General features: G+C 46.3%; 19 protein-coding genes. 12 read left to right on the top strand and 7 right to left on the bottom strand.

What is annotated here, in order from left to right; genetic code table 11:
- Positions 1-25: 25 nt before the first annotated feature.
- Positions 26-1,015, bottom strand: a complete 990-nt coding sequence (qoxA, locus tag ACQ5BJ_RS18205) for a cytochrome aa3 quinol oxidase subunit II (protein ID WP_262866496.1) — start codon at positions 1,013-1,015, stop codon at positions 26-28.
- A 681-nt stretch (positions 1,016-1,696) separates the two neighbouring features.
- Here qoxA and ACQ5BJ_RS18200 point away from each other — a divergent pair.
- Positions 1,697-2,644 carry a prenyltransferase gene (locus ACQ5BJ_RS18200; RefSeq protein ID WP_430111822.1) on the top strand — a complete coding sequence of 316 codons (948 nt, stop codon included), beginning with the start codon at positions 1,697-1,699 and terminating at the stop codon, positions 2,642-2,644.
- Between the two features lie 110 nt (positions 2,645-2,754).
- Here the strand turns inward: ACQ5BJ_RS18200 and ACQ5BJ_RS18195 are convergent, their stop codons facing one another.
- The 5 genes from ACQ5BJ_RS18195 to ACQ5BJ_RS18175 all read right to left on the bottom strand — a co-directional run bounded on the left by ACQ5BJ_RS18195 (position 2,755) and on the right by ACQ5BJ_RS18175 (position 6,255).
- Entirely contained in the window at positions 2,755-3,123 is a 369-nt protein-coding gene (locus tag ACQ5BJ_RS18195; RefSeq protein WP_005545117.1) for an MmcQ/YjbR family DNA-binding protein, read from the bottom strand.
- 176 nt (positions 3,124-3,299) lie between these two features.
- On the bottom strand, positions 3,300-4,508 hold the full coding sequence (locus tag ACQ5BJ_RS18190; RefSeq protein WP_430111820.1) for a cytochrome P450: 1,209 nt from the start codon (positions 4,506-4,508) through the stop codon (positions 3,300-3,302).
- Positions 4,492-5,037, bottom strand: coding sequence for a PadR family transcriptional regulator (locus tag ACQ5BJ_RS18185; RefSeq protein ID WP_268620328.1), 546 nt, complete (start codon positions 5,035-5,037; stop codon positions 4,492-4,494). Before ACQ5BJ_RS18185 ends, ACQ5BJ_RS18190 begins: the two co-directional genes overlap by 17 nt.
- 114 nt (positions 5,038-5,151) lie before the next feature.
- Positions 5,152-5,727 carry a GNAT family N-acetyltransferase gene (locus ACQ5BJ_RS18180; protein ID WP_040735720.1) on the bottom strand — a complete coding sequence of 192 codons (576 nt, stop codon included), beginning with the start codon at positions 5,725-5,727 and terminating at the stop codon, positions 5,152-5,154.
- A gap of 396 nt (positions 5,728-6,123) precedes the next feature.
- Complete coding sequence (locus tag ACQ5BJ_RS18175) at positions 6,124-6,255, bottom strand: DUF4023 family protein (protein ID WP_268620330.1); 132 nt, start codon at positions 6,253-6,255, stop codon at positions 6,124-6,126.
- 571 nt (positions 6,256-6,826) lie between these two features.
- Here ACQ5BJ_RS18175 and ACQ5BJ_RS18170 point away from each other — a divergent pair.
- The 3 genes from ACQ5BJ_RS18170 to tnpA all read left to right on the top strand — a co-directional run bounded on the left by ACQ5BJ_RS18170 (position 6,827) and on the right by tnpA (position 8,044).
- Positions 6,827-6,970: a hypothetical protein gene (locus ACQ5BJ_RS18170; RefSeq protein WP_268620331.1), complete on the top strand. Its 144-nt coding sequence runs from the start codon at positions 6,827-6,829 to the stop codon at positions 6,968-6,970.
- Between the two features lie 139 nt (positions 6,971-7,109).
- Positions 7,110-7,382, top strand: coding sequence for a hypothetical protein (locus ACQ5BJ_RS18165; RefSeq protein ID WP_430111816.1), 273 nt, complete (start codon positions 7,110-7,112; stop codon positions 7,380-7,382).
- Positions 7,383-7,570: 188 nt separating this feature from the next.
- Positions 7,571-8,044 (top strand): IS200/IS605 family transposase, encoded by a 474-nt coding sequence (gene tnpA / locus ACQ5BJ_RS18160; protein WP_430111814.1) that lies wholly within the window; start codon positions 7,571-7,573, stop codon positions 8,042-8,044.
- Positions 8,045-8,469: 425 nt separating this feature from the next.
- Here tnpA and ACQ5BJ_RS18155 read toward each other — a convergent pair whose 3' ends face one another.
- Positions 8,470-9,678: an MGDG synthase family glycosyltransferase gene (locus tag ACQ5BJ_RS18155; RefSeq protein WP_005545104.1), complete on the bottom strand. Its 1,209-nt coding sequence runs from the start codon at positions 9,676-9,678 to the stop codon at positions 8,470-8,472.
- A gap of 315 nt (positions 9,679-9,993) precedes the next feature.
- On the opposite strand from ACQ5BJ_RS18155, the gene ACQ5BJ_RS18150 reads away from it, so the two are divergent.
- The 8 genes from ACQ5BJ_RS18150 to cydC all read left to right on the top strand — a co-directional run bounded on the left by ACQ5BJ_RS18150 (position 9,994) and on the right by cydC (position 19,633).
- Positions 9,994-10,698 (top strand): response regulator transcription factor, encoded by a 705-nt coding sequence (locus ACQ5BJ_RS18150; RefSeq protein WP_005545102.1) that lies wholly within the window; start codon positions 9,994-9,996, stop codon positions 10,696-10,698.
- 9 nt (positions 10,699-10,707) lie between these two features.
- Complete coding sequence (locus tag ACQ5BJ_RS18145; RefSeq protein ID WP_268620349.1) at positions 10,708-11,643, top strand: sensor histidine kinase; 936 nt, start codon at positions 10,708-10,710, stop codon at positions 11,641-11,643.
- A gap of 110 nt (positions 11,644-11,753) precedes the next feature.
- Positions 11,754-12,677, top strand: coding sequence for an ABC transporter ATP-binding protein (locus ACQ5BJ_RS18140; RefSeq protein WP_430111811.1), 924 nt, complete (start codon positions 11,754-11,756; stop codon positions 12,675-12,677).
- Positions 12,670-13,362: an ABC transporter permease gene (locus ACQ5BJ_RS18135; protein ID WP_005545097.1), complete on the top strand. Its 693-nt coding sequence runs from the start codon at positions 12,670-12,672 to the stop codon at positions 13,360-13,362. Before ACQ5BJ_RS18140 ends, ACQ5BJ_RS18135 begins: the two co-directional genes overlap by 8 nt.
- Positions 13,363-13,733: 371 nt before the next feature.
- Positions 13,734-15,137: a cytochrome ubiquinol oxidase subunit I gene (locus ACQ5BJ_RS18130; RefSeq protein ID WP_005545095.1), complete on the top strand. Its 1,404-nt coding sequence runs from the start codon at positions 13,734-13,736 to the stop codon at positions 15,135-15,137.
- Complete coding sequence (gene cydB / locus ACQ5BJ_RS18125) at positions 15,124-16,140, top strand: cytochrome d ubiquinol oxidase subunit II (protein WP_005545093.1); 1,017 nt, start codon at positions 15,124-15,126, stop codon at positions 16,138-16,140. The genes ACQ5BJ_RS18130 and cydB overlap by 14 nt, the downstream gene beginning before the upstream one ends.
- The gene (gene cydD / locus ACQ5BJ_RS18120; RefSeq protein ID WP_268599034.1) at positions 16,140-17,870 is read left to right on the top strand and encodes a thiol reductant ABC exporter subunit CydD; all 1,731 of its coding nucleotides are present in this window, start codon (positions 16,140-16,142) and stop codon (positions 17,868-17,870) included. Before cydB ends, cydD begins: the two co-directional genes overlap by 1 nt.
- Positions 17,867-19,633 (top strand): thiol reductant ABC exporter subunit CydC, encoded by a 1,767-nt coding sequence (gene cydC / locus ACQ5BJ_RS18115; RefSeq protein ID WP_268620335.1) that lies wholly within the window; start codon positions 17,867-17,869, stop codon positions 19,631-19,633. The genes cydD and cydC overlap by 4 nt, the downstream gene beginning before the upstream one ends.
- Positions 19,634-19,998 lie beyond the last annotated feature (365 nt).

Below are 19,998 nucleotides of genomic sequence, written 5' to 3'. Positions count from 1 at the left end.
TCAAATTACTCCTTTCTTGTTCGTTCTAGTTGCCATGTTGAGCATGTTCCATCTCTTGGTGTTCATTGTTGGAATGGTTCATGTTCGAGTGATCCATATTGGAGTGATCCATCTTCGAATGATCCATTTCTTTATCCGATTCCTTATGAGAGTCGCCATTTGACGATCCGCCATGGTGGTGGCCGCCGTGTTCACCCTCTGGTGCTGGTCTAAATGTCAGGTGTGTGGAGGAATATGTTTTCCGTCCCACAAATTCAGTTTTCAGCAAGGAGTTGAATTCCTCTTCCGTCAATTCAGAAGCAGAACCTTTCACTTCTTTTACCCACTCTGTGTATTTGGCAGGTGACATGGCAAGCACTTCGAACTGCATGTGCGCGAAGCCTTTACCGCTGAAGTTAGAGTTTTTACCATCGAATGAACCCTCATGATCAGCTGCAAGGTGAAGCGTCGTCACCATGTCGCTCATCGCGTACTTCTGACCGCCAAGCTGCGGTACCCAGAAGCTTGTAATCGGTCCGTAAGAATAGAGACGGAACTCGATTGGGCGATTCGTCGGAATATTCAAATAGTTTACGGTTTCAATGCCCTCTTCTGGATAGCTGAAATGCCATTTAAAGTTGGAAGATGCGGCATAGATAACGAGCGGCTTCTGATTGTCATATCCTTCTGGCGGCGATTCAACTGCTACAGTAGAGCGAATCGTCACGACAGACAGCACAGTTACGATGATAACCGGGATTAACGTCCATGTAATCTCCAGCCACTTGCTTCCTTCCTCGTGAGGAGGCTCATAATCAGGTGCTGCTTTGGAAGCGCGATACTTCGTTAACATGAAAATATAAAGTGCATACACGACGAACAAGATTCCCGCCATGACAATCATGGAGAAAATAATGACGTCGGATTGCGTCTTGGCCATCGGACCTTTCGGATTCATAACATCTAATGAATCACAACCGGTCAAGAGGACAAGAAGAGCTGCGAATAAGGTGAATAACAACCCTTTCTTTTTCATCAAGGTACCCCTTTCTCTGTTGGTTGGCTTTATATATGGAAGGAAATCGGGATATTGTAATCATGCTATATCTTATTAGGAAGCTCTCAGAATTACAAATGACATAGTGCTCCTTTGTTTACATTGATATCCAAATTAGGGTTTAGTTTTCCTGCCTGAAATGTGCCCAAAATCCGAAAAAGTGATAAATATCATTGAATTTCCGCCAAAATCGCCGTTTTTGAAATTTGTTCATAATTGCCCCTAAGACCATCAAGTGTACCAATACTGTCACAATTGAGAGGCCGATTACAGCCTGAAAACCCACATTATTCCTCAATTTTTAAGGGTTTGTGTACAGTGGAAGCGATCGATCGTACATAATTGAACAAGCGCTGCATTTTGCCTTGCAGTAACAATCAGGTCCCGATTTCTCGCTCTAGCGCACGCTCACTCCATTTTGTATAAACCGCATTTCGAAGGCGGAGAATAACCAATCATATCGATTGTTAGGAAATAATTCTAGTTTTAAGTGAAATATTGACCTTCTTGCTTGCATTTCCTCTTAATTGCGCCGGATTTGGCGGAATTACAATTTCCCCTACTACCCGAATAAGCAGGATTTTGATATATTTTACGAAGTATCGGGAACTCTGTCGGTACATAGACCAACCCATTGGGACATGTAAAGGATGTCATAACGTGAAAGTCGGACAATTTCTGAAGCTGGTCGAAATTCAAACGAAGGTCGCAAGCATGATTCCGTTCTTTATTGGGACATTGTACGCGTTGTTTCGATTCCATGAATTCCGGCCGGTTCATTTCCTACTTATGTTCGTCTCCCTATTGTCCTTTGACATGGCGACGACGGCCATCAACAACTATATTGATTACAAAAAGGCAATTAAAACGCACGGATATGGCTACGAGATTCATAATGCGATTGTTTCCTATGGGCTGAAGGAATCAACAGTAGTATGGGCGATTGCATCGCTGCTTGTGGCGGCCATCAGTTCTGGAATCGCGTTGGTGCTGCAGACTGATATTCTGATTCTCGGGTTAGGGGGCTTATCTTTCCTTGTCGGGTTTCTGTATTCGCTTGGACCGATTGCAATATCGCGCATGCCGCTAGGTGAGCTGTTCTCGGGATTATTTATGGGGTTCGTGATCATTTTTATTTCTGCATACATTCATGTGGATAAAGAGCAGCTTGTCTCATTGACACTGGATCTTCGGATGGCGCATCTCGACATTAATATCATGGAGGTCCTGCTTGTATTTGTGATATCTATTCCAGCAATTCTAGGTATCGCCAATATTATGCTGGCGAACAACATCTGTGACATTGAGGATGACTTGGTGAATAAGCGGTATACCTTGCCTGTATATATTGGGAAGCCAAGTGCGCTAGTGTTGTTTCAATGGCTGTATGCGGCGGCGTACCTGGATGTCATTGTCCTCTATATCATTGGGGTGCATCCAGTGCTGCTGCTACTAATTGCAGCGACATTCGTTCCCGTGAGAAAAAATATGAAGGGGTTCATACAGGAGCAGACGAAGGAACGCACCTTCGTATTGGCAGTGAAGAACTTCGTTCTGATGAATGTGACTCGCATACTTGTGTTCGGGCTGGCTATTTTATTTGCCTGAAATAAGACAAGGGATGTGCCGTTTGGCACATCCCTTGTCTTATTGTCCGCAAAAAGACGTCATCCATGTAGGACATTGACGTCCTCCGAACCGTAAAGGTGATTGCTCACCTACACTCGCCCCATTAATTGATTCGCGGTAATGATTGCTTTCTCTTCCCTCGTCAATGACTTATAAACGAGATCATAAGAATGGTCAATGAGCATCTTAATATCCTGCTCACTCAAGCTGCCATTGAGCGCCACCGTGTTCCAATGCCGTTTGTTCATGTGATAACCCGGTGTAATCTCGGCGAATTGCTCGCGCAGGGACTCGGCACGGAAGGGGTCACACTTCAACGTAACACTTGGAGAACCGTCCGTTTCACGGAACAAAGCAAACATTTTGCCGCCTACGCGAAATACGGGAACTTCGTCACCGAACGGGTAGGTTAGACGAGCGCCTTGTTTGTCAAAACAATAGTCAATCCAATCCTGCATGTCGAAACATTCCTTTTCATAGATGAAGATAGTTATCTTTAGCATATCGAAAGGTTGATAGAAATGCAACGGGGCGGATTGACTTCTGTAGGTTCATTTAAAAAAATTGTCGAATTTGCTAAAAATACGGATCCTTTTGTCGGGGAAGGAAAGTCAGAGTTGAAGAAGGAAATGGGCTATTCATAAATACGAATCGGCAGGCTGGAGAGTTTGTGGTTGTGATCAGGCATATGCTCGTCAAGGCGGAAGGTCTCCGATACGGAAGCGGAAGGGAACCGTTTAAGGAAGGATGTTAGCGCATATTCTGCCTCTAGCCGGGCAAGTGGTGCACCGAGACAGAAATGATGGCCGCTGCCGAAGGTCAAATGCTTGTCGTTGCCTGTGCGATGAATATCAAATTTCTCCGGGTGGGCAAATTGTCTGTCGTCCCGATTTGCGGAACTCATCCAAGCGATCACGATCTGCCCCTTTTTCATAGGCGGGCCGAATACATTCGTATCCTGCGTAATCGTTCGATCTATGCATATGTGGAACCGGTAGCGCAGCGCTTCATCGATTGCTTGCGGGACAAGCGCGGGATGTTGGCACAGTTCTTCGTAAGCAGACGGTTGATCGTAGAGCAGACAATAAAAGCAATTCGTGATGAGCGTAGTTGTCGTTTCATTGCCGGCACCCAGCAGGCCGATTCCGGTTCTTACAATCTCCTCATCGGTCAATCGGCTTCCTTCGTATTCTGCCATAGTCAGGTCGGATAAGATGTCGTCTTGAGGGTGAGTGCGTTTCTCCAGAACCAGGGGGTGTAAATATTCCGAGAACTCCTTCATGGCCATGTCTTTTTGAAGCTTCTGATGTTCAATGCTGCCCCGGTGATGGCCCATGAACAGAATGTTGGACCAACGCTTAATCTGAGCCCAATCGCGGGATGGCACGCCAAGCAGATCGGCAATTACCGTCACAGGCAGCGGGACAGCGTATGCCTTCACAATGTCCACCGTGCTTTGTGTTTGCATGTTGTCGAGCAATCCATCGACGATTGCCTGAATTTTCGGCTTCCATTGCTCCAAGCTGCGTGGAACGAATGCTTTGGCAATAAGCGCTCGGCGCTTTCGATGAATCGGCGGATCCGAGAGGGTCAGGCTGATACCGCTGTTATCCCTCGGCACGGGGACGATGCTGCGCTCACGTATGCTGGAGAAGAGCTGATGATCCGAGAGAACTCGTTTTGCATCCTCATAGCGGAATACATTCCACACATCCTGCTCCGCGTCATAGTAGACCGGGTTCTTTTCACGCATATGTTGAAACCAGGCATACGGATTCCACAACTGCTCTTTCGTTTTGAACCCGGTAATCTCATGAATAAAGATTTCACCCTTTGTTTTCAATCGAATTCCCTCCTTTGTAACTGTATAGCTGGTCGTTAAGAGTTTCGATCCAGTTCAGTTCGTCTCGCAGCTTCTTGATCAAGAATTGAAATGTGCTTATGGCGAAAGGTTTGCCTTCGGTGAGCGATTGTCCTTGAGTAATGATTTCGAGTTGGCTGCGAAGATAATCGGTTCGGGCGTTCAAAATCGCCTCCTGTTCGGGAATCTGCAAATATTCGAACAAACTGACGCGAACAATGAATTCATTTTCATGAGCTGCAAATTCCGGGGGAAATTCTCGCAGCAGCTTATGGAACATCTTTTTACCTAGCTCAGTAATGGCGTACATGTGGCGGGAAGGCTTACCAGGCCGGGTGTCCACTTCTTTCGTAATGGCCCCCATTTGTTCGAACTTGCGAAGGGAGGGGTAGAGCATGTTGTTGTTCACTCGGATGGTGTCAGCGAACAGACGCTCCAACTGCTTCTTTACCTCATAGCCGTGCTTGGGCTTAATCATGAGATGATGAAGCAACAGAATATCAATATACATATGTCCTCCTGTTCGTATATAAATTAGAGCATAGGTTATTTTAACCTATGCTCAATGGATAATTGATTATATGCAGCTCAGTAATTGCGAATTCATGAAAAAGACGTAAACGATTTATTTATCGGGACGATACACCATGCAATATTGTTGGGATGCGCTGTTCCCGGGCATTGGGATTGTATCCACCACTTCGAATCCATAATGTCCATACAAGGAAATGTTGCTCGGGTTATGTGTCTCCAGAGTGCAAGGGATCCCGCGCGCATTGCATTCGGTGAGCAAGGGCCTCATCAATAGGCTGACGAAACCTTGACCGCGGTATTGCGGCTGCACGACAAGCATGTCTAAATGGATATAGTCATGCTCATTTAGTTCGGATAGCCAGGCGGAGCTCATGGCGTTCAGCGTAGACAATCCGCGTATGAATTGAGAGAAGCGGATATAACGGCACATCGGAATTGATTTGATAATTGCAATAGCAATTCGGTACAGATACCTTACATGAGAGAGCTGAGATACTCCGGCCCGCTCAGAGCGGAACACGAGGGCAACCGCTTCCAGCCGTTCGGACGTTGCATACAGGTCGGCTTCCTCATACAGCATGGTGATATAGTTGCGGAAGAAGATGGTAAGCACCTCCAGGCGGGTTGTCCGTTCTGGAAGCATGTGCTCATATAACGGGTCATCCATAAATCCTTGTGCAAGGACGGCGGCAGCTTGGCTGATATCAGTGCGGCGTAGTCTTACGTGGTTAGTTTCGGCAGTTCTGTTCGTTGTATTGTTAGCGTAACTTGCTTTTGAATTACAAATGGTTCCACCCCGGATCATGATTCAGTGTACTAAGTCTGTAAGGCTCCAAATTGGACTTCCCTAGCTTGTCCATTCAGTCGGCCGAATATTGAAAGCCTCCTGTCTATCGTACTGCTGCGTGTTCGTATAAGTCAACGCATGCGCCCGTCATTCCGTTTGCCATTGTGGATGAAGTTCGATGATGCAGGTTGAATGATATCCCTTATATAGTAAATAAGCCGTGCATGAATCCTTGCTGCATGAATGCGGCTCTGGATTTATGCGCGGCTATCCTTTTTATTTGTTCGTGCTGTGCTGCTTTCCTGGCAAGCTCGAACCCGGGTTACCTTCGCCATGGCGCTGCTGGTTGCGCTTTGCTTTCTGCTGATCCTCGTGCAGCTTTTCTACAAATTGCTTGGTGTCCTCCATTGCACAGATCCCTCCTCGTTTGGTATTCCATGATACTATAACCGGTTAAAGGGGAAATCATGTCCACATCGAGGGGGATTTATTGAATTACGGCTTCCGTTACTTGTTCCTCTTTACTAAATAGATAATACCCAAAATAGCGGCATAGGTATATGTGAATACCCTAGAAGTAATTTTCATGATCTAATCATCGGAAAATAGTTGAATGAAAAAATTAATGCCCAGAACGATACCGAAACCGATGTAAACTCCTCTGTAAAATTCGGAGTAAATGCCCGTCTTTTTATTCGCTCTATCTGGATGCTCCTTATCGTCCTTTATTCTTAGTAGGAGCATCATAATTGCGAAATATAAAATGCAGCCAGAAACAGCAATCTCCTTTACGAACGGATAGGGGATGAAAAAGTAAGCGAAAATAGCGAATGCTACAATGATTGCTAGAATAATATAACCTATTGTCAGTTTTTTAATTTAAATCACTCCTGTTTAATAAATCCATAATTGAAAGCATTATGCAACATGATAACATGGAAAATGTATGATATTTCCTGTATGGAAGGGTGACGGCACCATGTTTTGGAATGAAGGCACTGTCGCTGGTCACCGCAATTACGGTCAGTGTGTTTTCGTAGGGGAGCGCGGCAAGCGCAGCGGCAAGTCAAGCAAGCCCGCCTGTCAGTACGGAAATTTCTCAGGCCGATCCAAATTTTACTGAAGTGGAAAATGCTCTTGCTGCAATCGTAAGAATGCCTAATGATGTTATTCAGCGCGGTCCTGATGCGATCATGGAATGGTTCAATGCGAATACGGAATTTCGCGTCTCCGAGTATGCCACGAGTGGAGCTATTGGGTGCTTGTCTGCAGTAGGATTGGCTGTGGCAGCTCTTGTTTTTGCGCCAGCTAAGATTACCAAAATAAAAGATGCCATTAAGGCAGCCGGTGGAACTGTGAAGTTCGTGACAAAAGTTCTGGAAACCTACAAAGTAGCCAAAGGAATGGGCTTATCTACGACGGAGGCTATCAAAATGGGTGTACAAGATGCCGCTAACACTGCTGGCAAAGAAGTGATAAGCGCACTGATAGGGATTTTTGGTGTAGGAGAAGTCTATTCCGCGTGTTTTGAATAAATCGGACTTATACATATAGGCCTCACATGGTGAGGTCTATTTTTATTATGGGCTTTAGCCCGTTGAGTGCGTGAACCGCACGAAACAAAAAACCACCCGCTATGCGGGTGGAGGGATCGAGGGTTTGACCAACAAGACCATCCCGATAAAATTGAGATGTTCAGGCTCAATGAAAGGAATGGTCTTAGATGGCAAACAAGAACTATAGTCTAGCTCACACGAAGTGGATGTGCAAATACCACATTGTGTTCACCCCGAAGTATAGACGGAAAGAGATCTATAATCAAGTAAGGAGAGACTTGGTTGAAATTTTCAAGCGTTTATGTAAATACAAGGGAGTGGAAATCTTAGAAGGTCACATGATGCCAGATCATGTACATATGTTAGTAGCAATTCCTCCAAAAATCTCAGTATCATCATTCATGGGATATCTAAAGGGAAAAAGCTCATTGATGATATTCGAGAAGCATGCAAGCCTGAAGTATAAATACGGAAATCGGAAATTTTGGGCTGAGGGATACTACGTCAGCACAGTAGGCTTAAATGAAGCAACCGTCGCAAAATATATACGTGAACAGGAAGCACATGACCAAGCAGTTGATAAACTGAGTGTGAAAGAGTATGAAGATCCATTCAACAGAAACAGTAGCAAGCAAAAGTAAACCAGTTTAACTGGTAAGTGAAAGTGACAAGTTACACTGAGCCTGAACAATTTATTTGTCAGGCTAGCGTCTTTAGGCGCAGTTTGGCAACAGGGGGTTATACCCCAAGTGCAAACCACCCGTTGGACGGGTGGTTTTGATTTGGTTGAATCAATCAGTCAGTACTCATAATCAGTAATATTTTGTGATTATTTCTTTTCTGTCAAATGTATGATTGCAAAAAAATGGAAGCTATATTATACCTGACAAGGTTTTACCAAAATAGAAACTGATGATTATGTATTTATGATATGTGATCATGCAAAATAAAGCAAAATTGCCCGAACCAATTCCTATACAAAAAGAGCTATTCTGCTTCATACGATGTATAAAGCGAATAGCTCCCTATGTGGTAGGTGAAGATCATTTGTAAAGCAATGAATAAGTTATACAATCGTTTCGTTCAACCAATGCTCCATCTTGTGGCGCCGTGACATTGAATACTTCTGTGCGTTTACGATAGCATCGAATGCATGGAATGGGGAATGCTGATGCTCGCTTCTTGCGCGCTCGCGCATCCACTCTAATGTCTCGGGATGGCGGGAGAAGATGGAGAGTTGTGCAACCAACTCCTCTGCATCCTCAGCACGGCACGCTACTCCGCTGCGGAGCAAGTAGCGGATATTATCCTGCTCTTGGCCAGGAAGCGGCTTATACACAAGCAGCGGAAGTTGCTGAACGACAGCCTCAGTCGTTGTAACGCCACCGGACTTCGTAATCATCAGATCAGACATCGCCATATACTCATGTACCGGCTTCACATATCCCTCAACGCGAACGTGGAGCGGACTGGCTTCAGCCCAGCGCTCTAACTGAGTTCGAAGCTTATCATTACGGCCGCAGATGACGATGAACTGCATCTCTTGTGCCCAGGAAGCATGTTCAATGAGCTCCAGCATGGATGGATCCAACAATCCGCAGCCGCCGCCCATAAGAAGAACGGTCATTTTAGATGGATTAAGCTCGTATTTCTTACGCAGTTCTGTTTTCGAATAGGATTCGTAAAAATCAGGACGTACTGGAATGCCTGTCATTTCAATGCGGGATTGCGGCACTCCCTGCTCAATTAATCTCGTCTTGGCATCATGAGAGCCAACCAAATACTTATCTGTATAGGGATGAAGCCAGAAGCTGTGATCCGTATGGTCTGTAATGACCGTTACGGCCGGGCAACCGATAATGCCGCGTTCCTTCAGCTTCGAGACGGCTGCACTGGCAGCAGGGAACGTACTGACAATAACGGTAGGCTTCATCTGCTCGATCAGCTTCATCAGCGGCCGCAAGCTTGTAAAGCGAACACCCTTCAACAGTTGTGCAAGCTTCCGATCTTTGCGTGTCATGTTGAATAAGTACCCGTACATGCTAGGGAACAGCTTCACCCATTGTACGAAGCAATACGTGCCTACACTGTGCAGATGAGGAGATACTTGCTCCATATAATCAACTACGTGAACGTCTGCTTCTGTACCATACCAGCGTTCAGCGGTTTCTTTAATTGCCTGTGCAGTTTGCATATGGCCGTGGCCAATCGATCCTGATAGAACCAGCACCTTCGCCCTGTGCGGTGTGGACGGTGCTTCCATCCGTTCGAACATGTTTGATAACACTCCTTCTTCGTGTTTGAATTCTCGTCTATATATATTCGATTGATTAACTATGCCAATCGTTTCCTTGTGATCTGGTACTAATATCGTATCCGATCTCCATTTTCTATAAAATGGCCCTCAGTTCGGTTATATACTAGACCTGAGTCGGGTATTCCGACTGGACTTTCTTCCAACTATATCAGCTAATAGTCCTATCGGCGTGAATATGACTATTACAAAAAGGTATTCTCTTCAGTTGTTGAACCAGATTGGTAAAATTGTTCTATAATGAACGAGAAGGTCTGAGAAGGGTGTGAGTCTAGCATGCAGCACAAGCTGTTAATCGTAGAAGACGATGCCTCCATCGTAGAGATGGTGTCGGATTATTTGACGAGAGAAGGATTCTATGTAACGACTGCCAGCAATGGCGAAGAGGGCATGGCCATTTTCGCTTCCGATACATTTGACATGATGATTGTAGACTTAATGATGCCGAAGCTGGATGGATTTGAGCTGATTAAGCTTGTACGGGAACGTAGCGCGATCCCCATTCTTATCATGTCTGCAAAGGACAGCGATGTGGATAAGGCGCTTGGTCTTGGCTTCGGGGCGGATGATTATATTGCGAAGCCGTTCTCTATGATAGAGATTTCGGCAAGAATCAAGGCGGCAATCCGGCGGGCGACCAAGTATGTTCAGATCGAGATGTCGAAGCCCCCTGCTGAGCAGAATATCATTAAGATGGGTCATTTATTCATTGATCTCGATAACTATTTAGTACAGAAGCATGATGAAGCTATGAAATTGACTTCCAAAGAGTTCGATATTTTAAAATTATTCGTGACCAATCCAAATCGTGTGTTCACAAAAGCACAAATCTATAGTTTTGTATGGAATGATGAGTACTATGGAGATGAAAATGTTATTAACGTCCACATTCGCCGACTGCGAGAGAAGATAGAGGACGATCCGTCGAATCCAACCCATATTAAGACTTTGTGGGGGATCGGCTACAAGTGGGAAGGTTAAGCGATGATGATGACTATTCTCTTATCTATATGTATGGCGCTCCTATTGATCGTAGTCTACACGCAGTATGCGAATCGATCAAGACGAAATAAGCAATTAGTGGAAATTCGGAAGAAGTTAGAGCAAATTCATCAAGCGCAATCTGCTGAGAAGCTGTTGCTATTCACGGACGACAAACCGTTGATTGCAGTGATCGAGCAAATCAATCGCTTGCTTAATGATCATGAGAAGGCGTTGGCGGATTATGCGAGGACTGAGATGGCGATGAGGAAGATGATCTCGAACATCTCTCACGACCTCAAGACGCCGCTTACCGTAGTGCTTGGTTATTTGGAGACGCTTCGCATGAATAGTGAGCGTATGAGTGAAGAAGAGCGGAAACGCCTGCTAGCACGGGTACACGGCAAAGCATTGGAAGTACTGGACTTGATACATACCTTTTTTGATTTGGCGAAGCTGGAATCTGGAGATAAACATGTGGAGCTGACTCGTGTGGATATGAGTGAAATATGCCGCAAGAACATTCTTCAATTTTATGAGCGGCTAACGATGAAGGGGTTCGATGTTGATATTCAGATTCCGGAAGGCTCTCTCTATGCAAGGGGCAATGAGGATGCGCTTGATCGCATGCTGAACAATCTCATTTCCAATGCTATTCATTATGGCGGGGAGGGGCTTATGCTGGGATTGTCCTTGCGCAGTGATGATACCCATGTATTCGTCGATGTATGGGATCGCGGCAAGGGGATACCGGAACAGCATCAAGACCGCGTATTTGAACGAATGTACACCTTGGAAGATTCCCGAAATAAAAATTATGAAGGCAGCGGCCTTGGTTTAACCATTACGAAGCGGCTTGCCGAATCGATGGGCGGATCAATATCGCTCTGGAGCAAGCCCTATGAAAAAACAATCTTTACAATTAAGCTCATGCGTATGTCTTGAGGTAAAGGTCAAACCGGATGAACGTAAGGAATTTGTAAGGGTTATATAAGAAATAAGAAATAGCTCATCTGTACAATGAGAACATCAGAAGAGATGAGAGGGGCAAGACAATGAGTTGCATTGTACGGACGCATCGAGTAACGAAGACTTATCAAGGCAGGGATGTCGTGTCAAATGTCAGCATGAATATAAAGAAGGGCGAGATATACGGATTCCTTGGTCCCAATGGCGCAGGGAAGACAACGATTATGAAAATGATGACGAACCTCATTCAGCCGACGAGCGGTGAGATTGAGATGTTTGGTGAGAAGCTGACCCCTTCGTCTTATTCCCTGCTGGCACGCATGGGAACCATTATTGAGCAGCCCATTTTCTATGAAAGGCTTACTGCTCAAGAGAATCTGGAGCTTCATTGTGAATATATGGGCTATCATAACAAGAAGGCGATTGGCGAAGCGCTGGATCTCGTAGGGCTGCGCGGTATTGAACGCAAGTCCGTGAAAGATTTTTCTTTAGGAATGAAGCAGCGTCTGGGCATTGCTCGGGCTATAACGGTAAAGCCGGAGCTGCTGCTTCTCGACGAGCCTATCAACGGGTTGGATCCGATTGGCATTAAGGAAATTCGCGACCTATTCAAGAAGCTGTCGCATGAGTTCGGCATCACAATCTTGATATCCAGTCATATTTTAGGGGAAATGGAGCTGATAGCCGACACGATTGGGGTTATCAACCATGGCGTCCTGCTGGAGGAGGTATCGATGGAGCGGGTTCGTGCCCAGCAATCCGAATTCATTGAAGTTGTGACAGATCATGCGAATAAGGCAGCTTACGTGCTGGAAGAGACCATGCATGTTTCAAATTTCCGTATCATCGACAATCGATTGATTCGAATTTATCAACGGGGTGTCTCTCAACAGGATATCACCAAGGCATTTGTCATGAATGACGTCTCTGTAGAGTCCGTGCATAAGAAGCACCATTCCTTGGAGGATTATTTTATGAAGTTACTGAATGGGGGGGCGCTTCATGAATAAGCTCATTCGATTGGAACTCCAGAAGTTTCGCTTCGGCACCTATATTCGTACGGCCATTTATATCACGATTGGTATTTTTCTCTTTATTATGCTAGGAATCTATGGGGCGGATGCTGGTGATAAAGCGTTCAAGGGTGTGTCAGACGTATTCAATCTCATCGATACGTTTGTAAAGATAGCCTTCATTATTACAGCTTCCGCACTGCTGAGCCGAATGGTTATTGATGAATTTAAAAGCAAGTCTATCACGGTCATGTTCATGTACCCGATTCCGCGGAAAAGAATGATAACAGCCAAGCTGATTATTGTTGTGCTATACACGTTCATATCTATGATACTGTCGAATATTGTCCTAATGTGCGGATTCCTCTTGTACAACTCCTACGCACATACAGTGGCAGGTACTGCGACGATAGGCGTTCTGACGCATCATGTGGCAAGCAGTGTCATTAGTGCCTTAGCAGCAAGCTGCTTAAGTCTCATTCCGTTATGGTTCGGTATGCGCAAATATTCATCGGTGGCGACCATTACGAGTTCTATCCTCATTGCAGCAATATTATGCTCGAATAATGGCGGGATGACGCTGTGGTCCATTCTCGCGGTACCATTCGCATTTGCGGTAATTGGTGTAGGAATAGCCTATTTGACTATTTGCAAGATCGATACGATCGACCTATACAAATAAGCCCAGAATCACTCAAAACCATGATGTGGCAGCGTTGTGACACGTGATAAACCGTGACAAATTTCAGAATCGAAATGGAAAAAAGGTGCAGCACATTATAAGCTGCTTGTAAAGAGGAAAGAAGGCTCAATGCCTTTTTTCTTCTTTTTTTCACTTTTTTTCGACAGAATTGTGAAATTTGACACAATGTTCTTATTTTGATCAAGTTATTGCTTTAAAATTGTGATTAATATCACATTTCAGCGATCCCGCATCTGACAGAATACAACTGGAACATGTAATGAACATCATTGATCCCGTGTTCGACGAGGCATTACAGCCTATTCAACATAGAAATGAGAGTATAAATAGAAAGGTGGAAGGACAACGATATGTGGGATACGATCTTATTATCGCGCATTCAGTTTGCATCGACGACAATTTTTCACTTCTTCTTCGTACCAGTATCGATTGGTCTCGCATTGCTGATCGCAATGATGGAGACGATGTATGTTGTAAAGGGAAATGAAGAATACAAGAAGATGACGAAGTTCTGGGGGAAGCTGTTCCTCATTAACTTTGGAGTTGGTGTCGTAACAGGTATTATTCAGGAATTCCAGTTCGGGATGAACTGGTCGAACTATTCTCGCTTCGTCGGGGACGTGTTCGGTGCTCCGCTTGCAATTGAAGCATTACTGGCATTCTTTATGGAGTCAACGTTCATCGGCTTATGGATATTTGGGTGGGATCGTTTATCGAAAAAGGTGCACTGCTTGTGCATCTGGTTAGTTGCCATCGGTACAACGCTGTCTGCCTTGTGGATTTTGGCGGCGAACTCTTTCATGCAGCGTCCGGTCGGTTACGCGATTAACAACGGCCGTGCAGAAATGAACGATTTCTTCGCGCTTCTGACGAACGGGCAGTTGCTTGTGGAATTCCCACATACCGTATTCGGTGCATTCGCGACAGGCGCATTCCTGATTACAGGGGTGAGTGCTTATAAACTGCTGAAGAAGCAGGACGTTCCTTTCTTCAAAAAATCGTTCAAGATTGGTGTTATCGTGGCTACGATCTCATCCATTTTGGTTGCGGTCTTCGGTCACCAGCAGGCACAATATTTGATGCATACCCAACCAATGAAGATGGCGGCGAGCGAAGGCTTGTGGGAAACAAGTGACGACCCTGCTCCATGGACGGTATTTGCAGCAATCAATACAGATAAGCAAGAGAACAGCATGGAATTCAAAGTTCCATACTTGCTTAGCTTTCTATCTTATAGTAAATTCTCCGGTGAAGTCCGCGGGATGAAGGAATTGCAAGCGGAATATGAACAGTCGTATGGCCCAGGCAATTACATTCCACCAGTGAAGACAACATTCTGGAGTTTCCGCATCATGGTTCTTGCCGGAACATTGATGATTCTGCTTGGCATGTATGGATGGTACTTGGCAGCGCGCAAGAAGCTGGACAATCCAAATAAGTGGTTTATGCGCTTCATGCTCTATGCAATTTCGTTGCCGTTCATTGCGAATACAGCAGGCTGGATTATGACAGAAATTGGTCGACAGCCATGGACAGTATTCGGTCTCATGCGTACAGAAGACAGTATATCGCCGAGTGTGTCGGGCGGTCAGGTGCTATTCTCGCTCATCGCGTTCTCGACAATTTACACTGTGCTTGCTATCGTGCTTGTCTATTTGTTCGTTCGTGTAATCAAAAAGGGTCCGAATGAAGTCATGAAGGACGAGCATTCGAATGATCCGTTTGATCAGGAGGGACAACATGCTATCGCTTAATGAATTATGGTTTCTACTAGTTGGAGTGTTGTTTGTCGGATTCTTCTTCCTGGAGGGCTTTGACTTCGGTGTCGGCATGTCAACGAAGTTCTTGGCTCGTACGGATGGAGAGCGTCGCGTCTTAATTAATTCGATCGGTCCATTCTGGGATGCGAATGAAGTATGGCTGCTTACAGCGGGCGGTGCGATGTTCGCTGCCTTCCCGAACTGGTATGCTACGCTATTCAGCGGGTATTATACACCGCTTGTCGTTGTACTGCTTGCTTTGATCGGGCGCGGTGTCGCATTCGAATTCCGCGGCAAGAAAGAAACGGAACGTTGGAAGAATACATGGGATTGGGCGATTTTCCTAGGCAGCCTGCTTCCTCCATTCCTGTTCGGTGTTGTATTTGCGGGTCTAATCCAAGGCTTGCCGATTGACGGACAGATGGAAATGAAGGCTGGACTGTTCGATATGGTGAATGTGTACACCTTGCTTGGCGGGGTAACGGTTACGGTTCTGTGCCTTGTGCATGGCTTGATGTTCACTACACTGCGTACAATTGGCTCCCTGCAGGAGCGTGCCCGCAAGCAAGCGAAGATGCTGCTTGTTCCTCTGGCGGTATTGCTTGTCGCGTTCGGTGCGATGACGTACTTCAAGACAGATGTATTTGAGGTTCGCGGCGGTATTTTGGCGGCTGTGGCTGTTGTTGGGGTTATTGTTTATTTGCTAGCCGGTTTCTTCATGGCGAAGAAGCGGGATGGCTGGGCATTCGGTATGACAGGCGGCGTTATCATTTTAGCGATTGCATCTGTGTTTATCGGATTGTTCCCACGTGTTATGATCAGCTCGTTAGACAAAGCATTTGATCTGACGATTCATAACGCGGCTTCAGGGCCATACTCGCTTAAGGTCATGACGATTGTAGCATTAACCTTGCTGCCGTTCGTTCTTGGTTATCAAATTTGGAGTTACTTTGTCTTTCATAAACGGGTTCACGAGAAGGAGCATTTAGAATACTAATGGATAAAAATTTGCTCAAGTATAAGGGGGCAAGGCCGGCGATGTTCATCATTGCCGCCCTTACTCTCGTGCAAACATTATCCATCATAGGTCTGGCAATCAAGCTGGCGGAGGTTATCTCCGCCCTGTTTGCCGGCGCGTCGCTGCAGGAACAAGCCGGAAATATGGGTCTGTTCCTGCTTGCGTTTACCGTCCGTCAAGTGACGACCTTACTCATGCAGAAGGTAGCCTATAACTTCGCCGAGAAGACAGGGGTAAACTTGCGGCGTCAGTTGATGGATAAGCTGTTTCAATATGGACCTCGTTTCGCCAAGTCGGAGGGAACGGGTAATCTCGTTACGCTCGTGCTTGAAGGGGTCTCTCAATTCCGCACCTATGTGGAACTGATTCTTCCTCGGATGATCGGTACAGGCATTACACCGATCCTTATTCTGCTTTATGTACTCACGCTAGATACAGCGTCCGGCATTATCTTGATTGTGACGCTGCCGATTTTGATTGTATTTCTGATACTGGTTGGTCTTGCTGCACGCAAACAGATGGATCGGCAATGGGAATCGTACCGCATTTTATCGAATCACTTTGTCGATGCGTTGCGAGGATTGGAGACACTCCGCTTTTTGGGGCAAAGCCGCAAACACAGTGATACGATCGGGCAAGTGAGTGACAAGTACCGCTCTGCCACAATGCGTACGCTGCGTGTTGCCTTTCTCTCTTCCTTTGCGCTTGATTTCTTTACGATGCTGTCCGTTGCCTCTGTTGCAGTTGGACTGGGGCTTCGTCTTATTAATGGAGAAATGACGTTGGTTACTGGGCTTACCGTATTGATTCTAGCTCCAGAGTACTTCCTGCCTGTCCGCATGGTTGGTGCGGATTATCATGCGACATTGAACGGGAAAGAGGCGGGCAAAGCGATTGATTCGATCATTAAGCATGAAGAGGAAGCAAGGGGTAATAACACACAGCTTCCATCTTGCATGGTTTGGACGCAGGAGAGCGCCATCTCCTTGTCAGGCATAGGTGTTAAGCACGAGGTAGAGGGGCCTTCTTCATTGGAGGACGTCTCGTGTGAGGTGAAGGGTCTTTTGAAGGTTGGCATTGTCGGGGAGAGTGGGGCAGGCAAGTCCACACTCATTGATGTGCTTGGCGGATTCCTTCGGCCGACATCAGGGAAGTTTTCATTGAATGGCGTTGACGTTCCATCACTTGATGGGGAAGCTTGGCGTCAATTGACGACCTATATTCCGCAGCATCCGTATATTTTCAATTTGTCGCTTGCGGACAACATCCGATTCTACGTCCCTGATGCCTCTGATGAAGAAGTGGATCGCGCTATTGCAGAAGCAGGCTTATCTTCGCTTGTAGCGGAATTGCCGGACGGACGTAACGAGCTTATTGGTAATGGCGGCCGCTCGCTCAGTGGGGGGCAGGAGCAGCGTGTGGCGCTTGCTCGTGCATTCCTAAGCGACAGACCTGTTATGATGCTGGATGAGCCGACAGCGCATTTGGATATCGAAACCGAATATGAACTGAAGCAGACGATGCTGTCACTATTTCAGGGCAAGTTAGTCTTCCTGGCGACACATCGATTGCATTGGATGGAAGATATGGATTGGATTATTGTTATGGATCAAGGAAGGGTGGCCGAAACGGGCACACACGAGCAACTGCTTGAACGCCAAGGCGTGTATTACAGCATGTTGATTTCGCAGCAGGAGGGGATAGCGTGACACGTGAACAGAATCAATGGCTGCGTCCTTATTTGCGGCGCTACAGTGGTCGCTTCGCGCTCATTATATTCCTTGGCATGCTGACAGTGCTGTGCGCGAGCGCGCTTATGTTTACTTCTGGATTCCTGATTTCGAAATCAGCAGCACGGCCTGAAAATATATTAATGGTATATGTGCCGATTGTACTTGTGCGCACCTTCGGAATTGGCAGAGCCGCTGTGCATTATGTAGAGCGGCTTGTAGGCCATGATGCCGTGCTTCGTATTTTATCGAAGATGCGAGTGCGCTTGTACCGGATTTTGGAGCCGCAAGCTTTGTTCATCCGCTCCCGATTCCGTACAGGCGATGTGCTGGGCGTATTGGCGGATGATATCGAACATTTGCAAAATGTATATGTACGCACCATATTTCCGAGTATTATCGCGATTGTGATGTATGCGGCCTGCATTGCGGCGCTAGGATGGTTCGATCTTCCGTTCGCATTGCTGATGGCGCTGTACATTGCCATTCTCGTCTTCATTCTGCCATGGATATCGCTCTGGTTCACCCGGCGGAAGCATCGCCTGATGAAGCAGGAGCGCAGCGGGCTATACCGGAAGCTGACAGATGCTGTCCTGGGCATGAGTGATTGGGTGATTAGCGGACGTGCGTCCCAATTTGTCGCTTCCTATGAAGCAGATGAGGCGCGTGTTGCTCGCATTGATTCTGATCTGCGTGTATGGGCACGGTGGCGGACATTGATCGCCCAATCGGTCGTCGGCTTGACGGTCATTACGATGGTGTACTGGGCAGGGGGGCAAGCAGCAGATGGGAATATGGCTGCTGTCATGATCGCAGCATTCGGGCTTGTCGTCTTCCCGCTCATGGATGCCTTCCTGCCGGTATCGGAAGCGGTAGAGAAGCTGCCCCAATATGAGGATTCCCTTGACCGATTATCAGGCATGGGGGAGGCGGAGGTCGAGTCATCCGCAGGCTCTGAATCGAATATTTCGTCTGAGCAGCTGCAAAAGTCGCGTGAACAAGCGCATATCCGCTTGGATGAGGTGCGCTTCCGGCATGAAGGCTCTGCATCCTTAACGATAGATGGGATTACACTCGATATTCCACAAGGCAAGAAGGTGGCGTTGATTGGCCGAAGCGGCGCCGGAAAATCTACGCTGTCGACCCTGATTCAAGGGGCAATTATGCCGGAGTCAGGAGACGTAACGATTAACGGCATTCGTGCTGATGAATTCGGAGCGCATATTCCTGAAATTCTGTCAGTGCTCAATCAGCGTCCGCATCTGTTCGATACGACAGTAGCCAACAATATACGTTTAGGTCGTCGCAATGCATCTGATGAAGAAATTCGTCAGGTTGCAGAGCGGGTTAAGCTGGATGGACTGATTGCTTCCCTACCGAAAGGGTATGATACAGCGATGATGGAGACGGGGCAGCGTTTCTCCGGTGGAGAGCGGCAGCGCATTGCGTTGGCACGCGTGCTGCTGCAGCGTACGCCAGTCGTCATTCTCGATGAGCCGACTGTCGGACTTGATCCGAAGACAGAGCGCGATTTGCTTGCGACGATGTTCGAGACAATGGAAGGCAAGTCGCTGATCTGGATTACACACCATTTGGTTGGTGTCGAGCACATGGATGAGATTGTCTTTATCGAAAATGGCCAGATTGAAATGCGCGGTACTCATGCCGAACTCATGGAACATTACCCGCGGTATCGCAACCTGTATCATCTGGATCGTCCAGGTAAAGGGCCGCTGCAGTAGAAATAGAGCTGGTGCTTCTTAACTATAAAGAGGCACATGACAACCAAGATAGCATCAGGGGGAAGCGTCCTGGTGCTATTTTTATAGGGAAATTCGTTTCTACTGTGAACGATTGGAAATGTTCTTGATGAAGAGGAAGGAAGATAGACAAATTGAGCGAATTTCTTTTAATGAAAAGAGATTGCTAACTGCTGAAAAGGGGTAATAAAGAAGAGTGGCCCACTGTAGCTTGTCCTTAAATTCGAATACTTTGCCTTCAATAGCAGCATAATGAAGAAGGTATGTATGAAGTATGTCCTAAATGAGAAAGAATATCATTTTTATTTTATAATTATTATAAAATGGGTTGACAGATTGGATCGTTT

The sequence above is a fragment of the Paenibacillus sp. B1-35 genome, assembly GCF_050474385.1.
Classification (GTDB): domain Bacteria; phylum Bacillota; class Bacilli; order Paenibacillales; family Paenibacillaceae; genus Paenibacillus_B; species Paenibacillus_B alvei.
Note: the sequence above shows the minus strand (reverse complement) of the source record. Positions and strands in the feature narration are given on the sequence as shown.

Bases quoted from the DNA above. Each gene is read 5' to 3' on its own strand.
- ACQ5BJ_RS18180 (WP_040735720.1), bottom strand. From the start codon at position 5,727: ATGGATGACCCGTTATATGAGCACATGCTTCCAGAACGGACAACCCGC.
- tnpA (WP_430111814.1), top strand. From the start codon at position 7,571: ATGGCAAACAAGAACTATAGTCTAGCTCACACGAAGTGGATGTGCAAA.
- ACQ5BJ_RS18145 (WP_268620349.1), top strand. From the start codon at position 10,708: ATGACTATTCTCTTATCTATATGTATGGCGCTCCTATTGATCGTAGTC.
- ACQ5BJ_RS18150 (WP_005545102.1), top strand. From the start codon at position 9,994: ATGCAGCACAAGCTGTTAATCGTAGAAGACGATGCCTCCATCGTAGAG.
- ACQ5BJ_RS18170 (WP_268620331.1), top strand. From the start codon at position 6,827: ATGTTTTGGAATGAAGGCACTGTCGCTGGTCACCGCAATTACGGTCAG.
- ACQ5BJ_RS18140 (WP_430111811.1), top strand. From the start codon at position 11,754: ATGAGTTGCATTGTACGGACGCATCGAGTAACGAAGACTTATCAAGGC.
- qoxA (WP_262866496.1), bottom strand. From the start codon at position 1,015: ATGAAAAAGAAAGGGTTGTTATTCACCTTATTCGCAGCTCTTCTTGTC.
- ACQ5BJ_RS18135 (WP_005545097.1), top strand. From the start codon at position 12,670: ATGAATAAGCTCATTCGATTGGAACTCCAGAAGTTTCGCTTCGGCACC.
- ACQ5BJ_RS18130 (WP_005545095.1), top strand. From the start codon at position 13,734: ATGTGGGATACGATCTTATTATCGCGCATTCAGTTTGCATCGACGACA.
- ACQ5BJ_RS18155 (WP_005545104.1), bottom strand. From the start codon at position 9,678: ATGTTCGAACGGATGGAAGCACCGTCCACACCGCACAGGGCGAAGGTG.
- cydB (WP_005545093.1), top strand. From the start codon at position 15,124: ATGCTATCGCTTAATGAATTATGGTTTCTACTAGTTGGAGTGTTGTTT.
- cydD (WP_268599034.1), top strand. From the start codon at position 16,140: ATGGATAAAAATTTGCTCAAGTATAAGGGGGCAAGGCCGGCGATGTTC.
- ACQ5BJ_RS18175 (WP_268620330.1), bottom strand. From the start codon at position 6,255: ATGGAGGACACCAAGCAATTTGTAGAAAAGCTGCACGAGGATCAGCAG.
- ACQ5BJ_RS18195 (WP_005545117.1), bottom strand. From the start codon at position 3,123: ATGCAGGATTGGATTGACTATTGTTTTGACAAACAAGGCGCTCGTCTA.
- ACQ5BJ_RS18185 (WP_268620328.1), bottom strand. From the start codon at position 5,037: ATGTATATTGATATTCTGTTGCTTCATCATCTCATGATTAAGCCCAAG.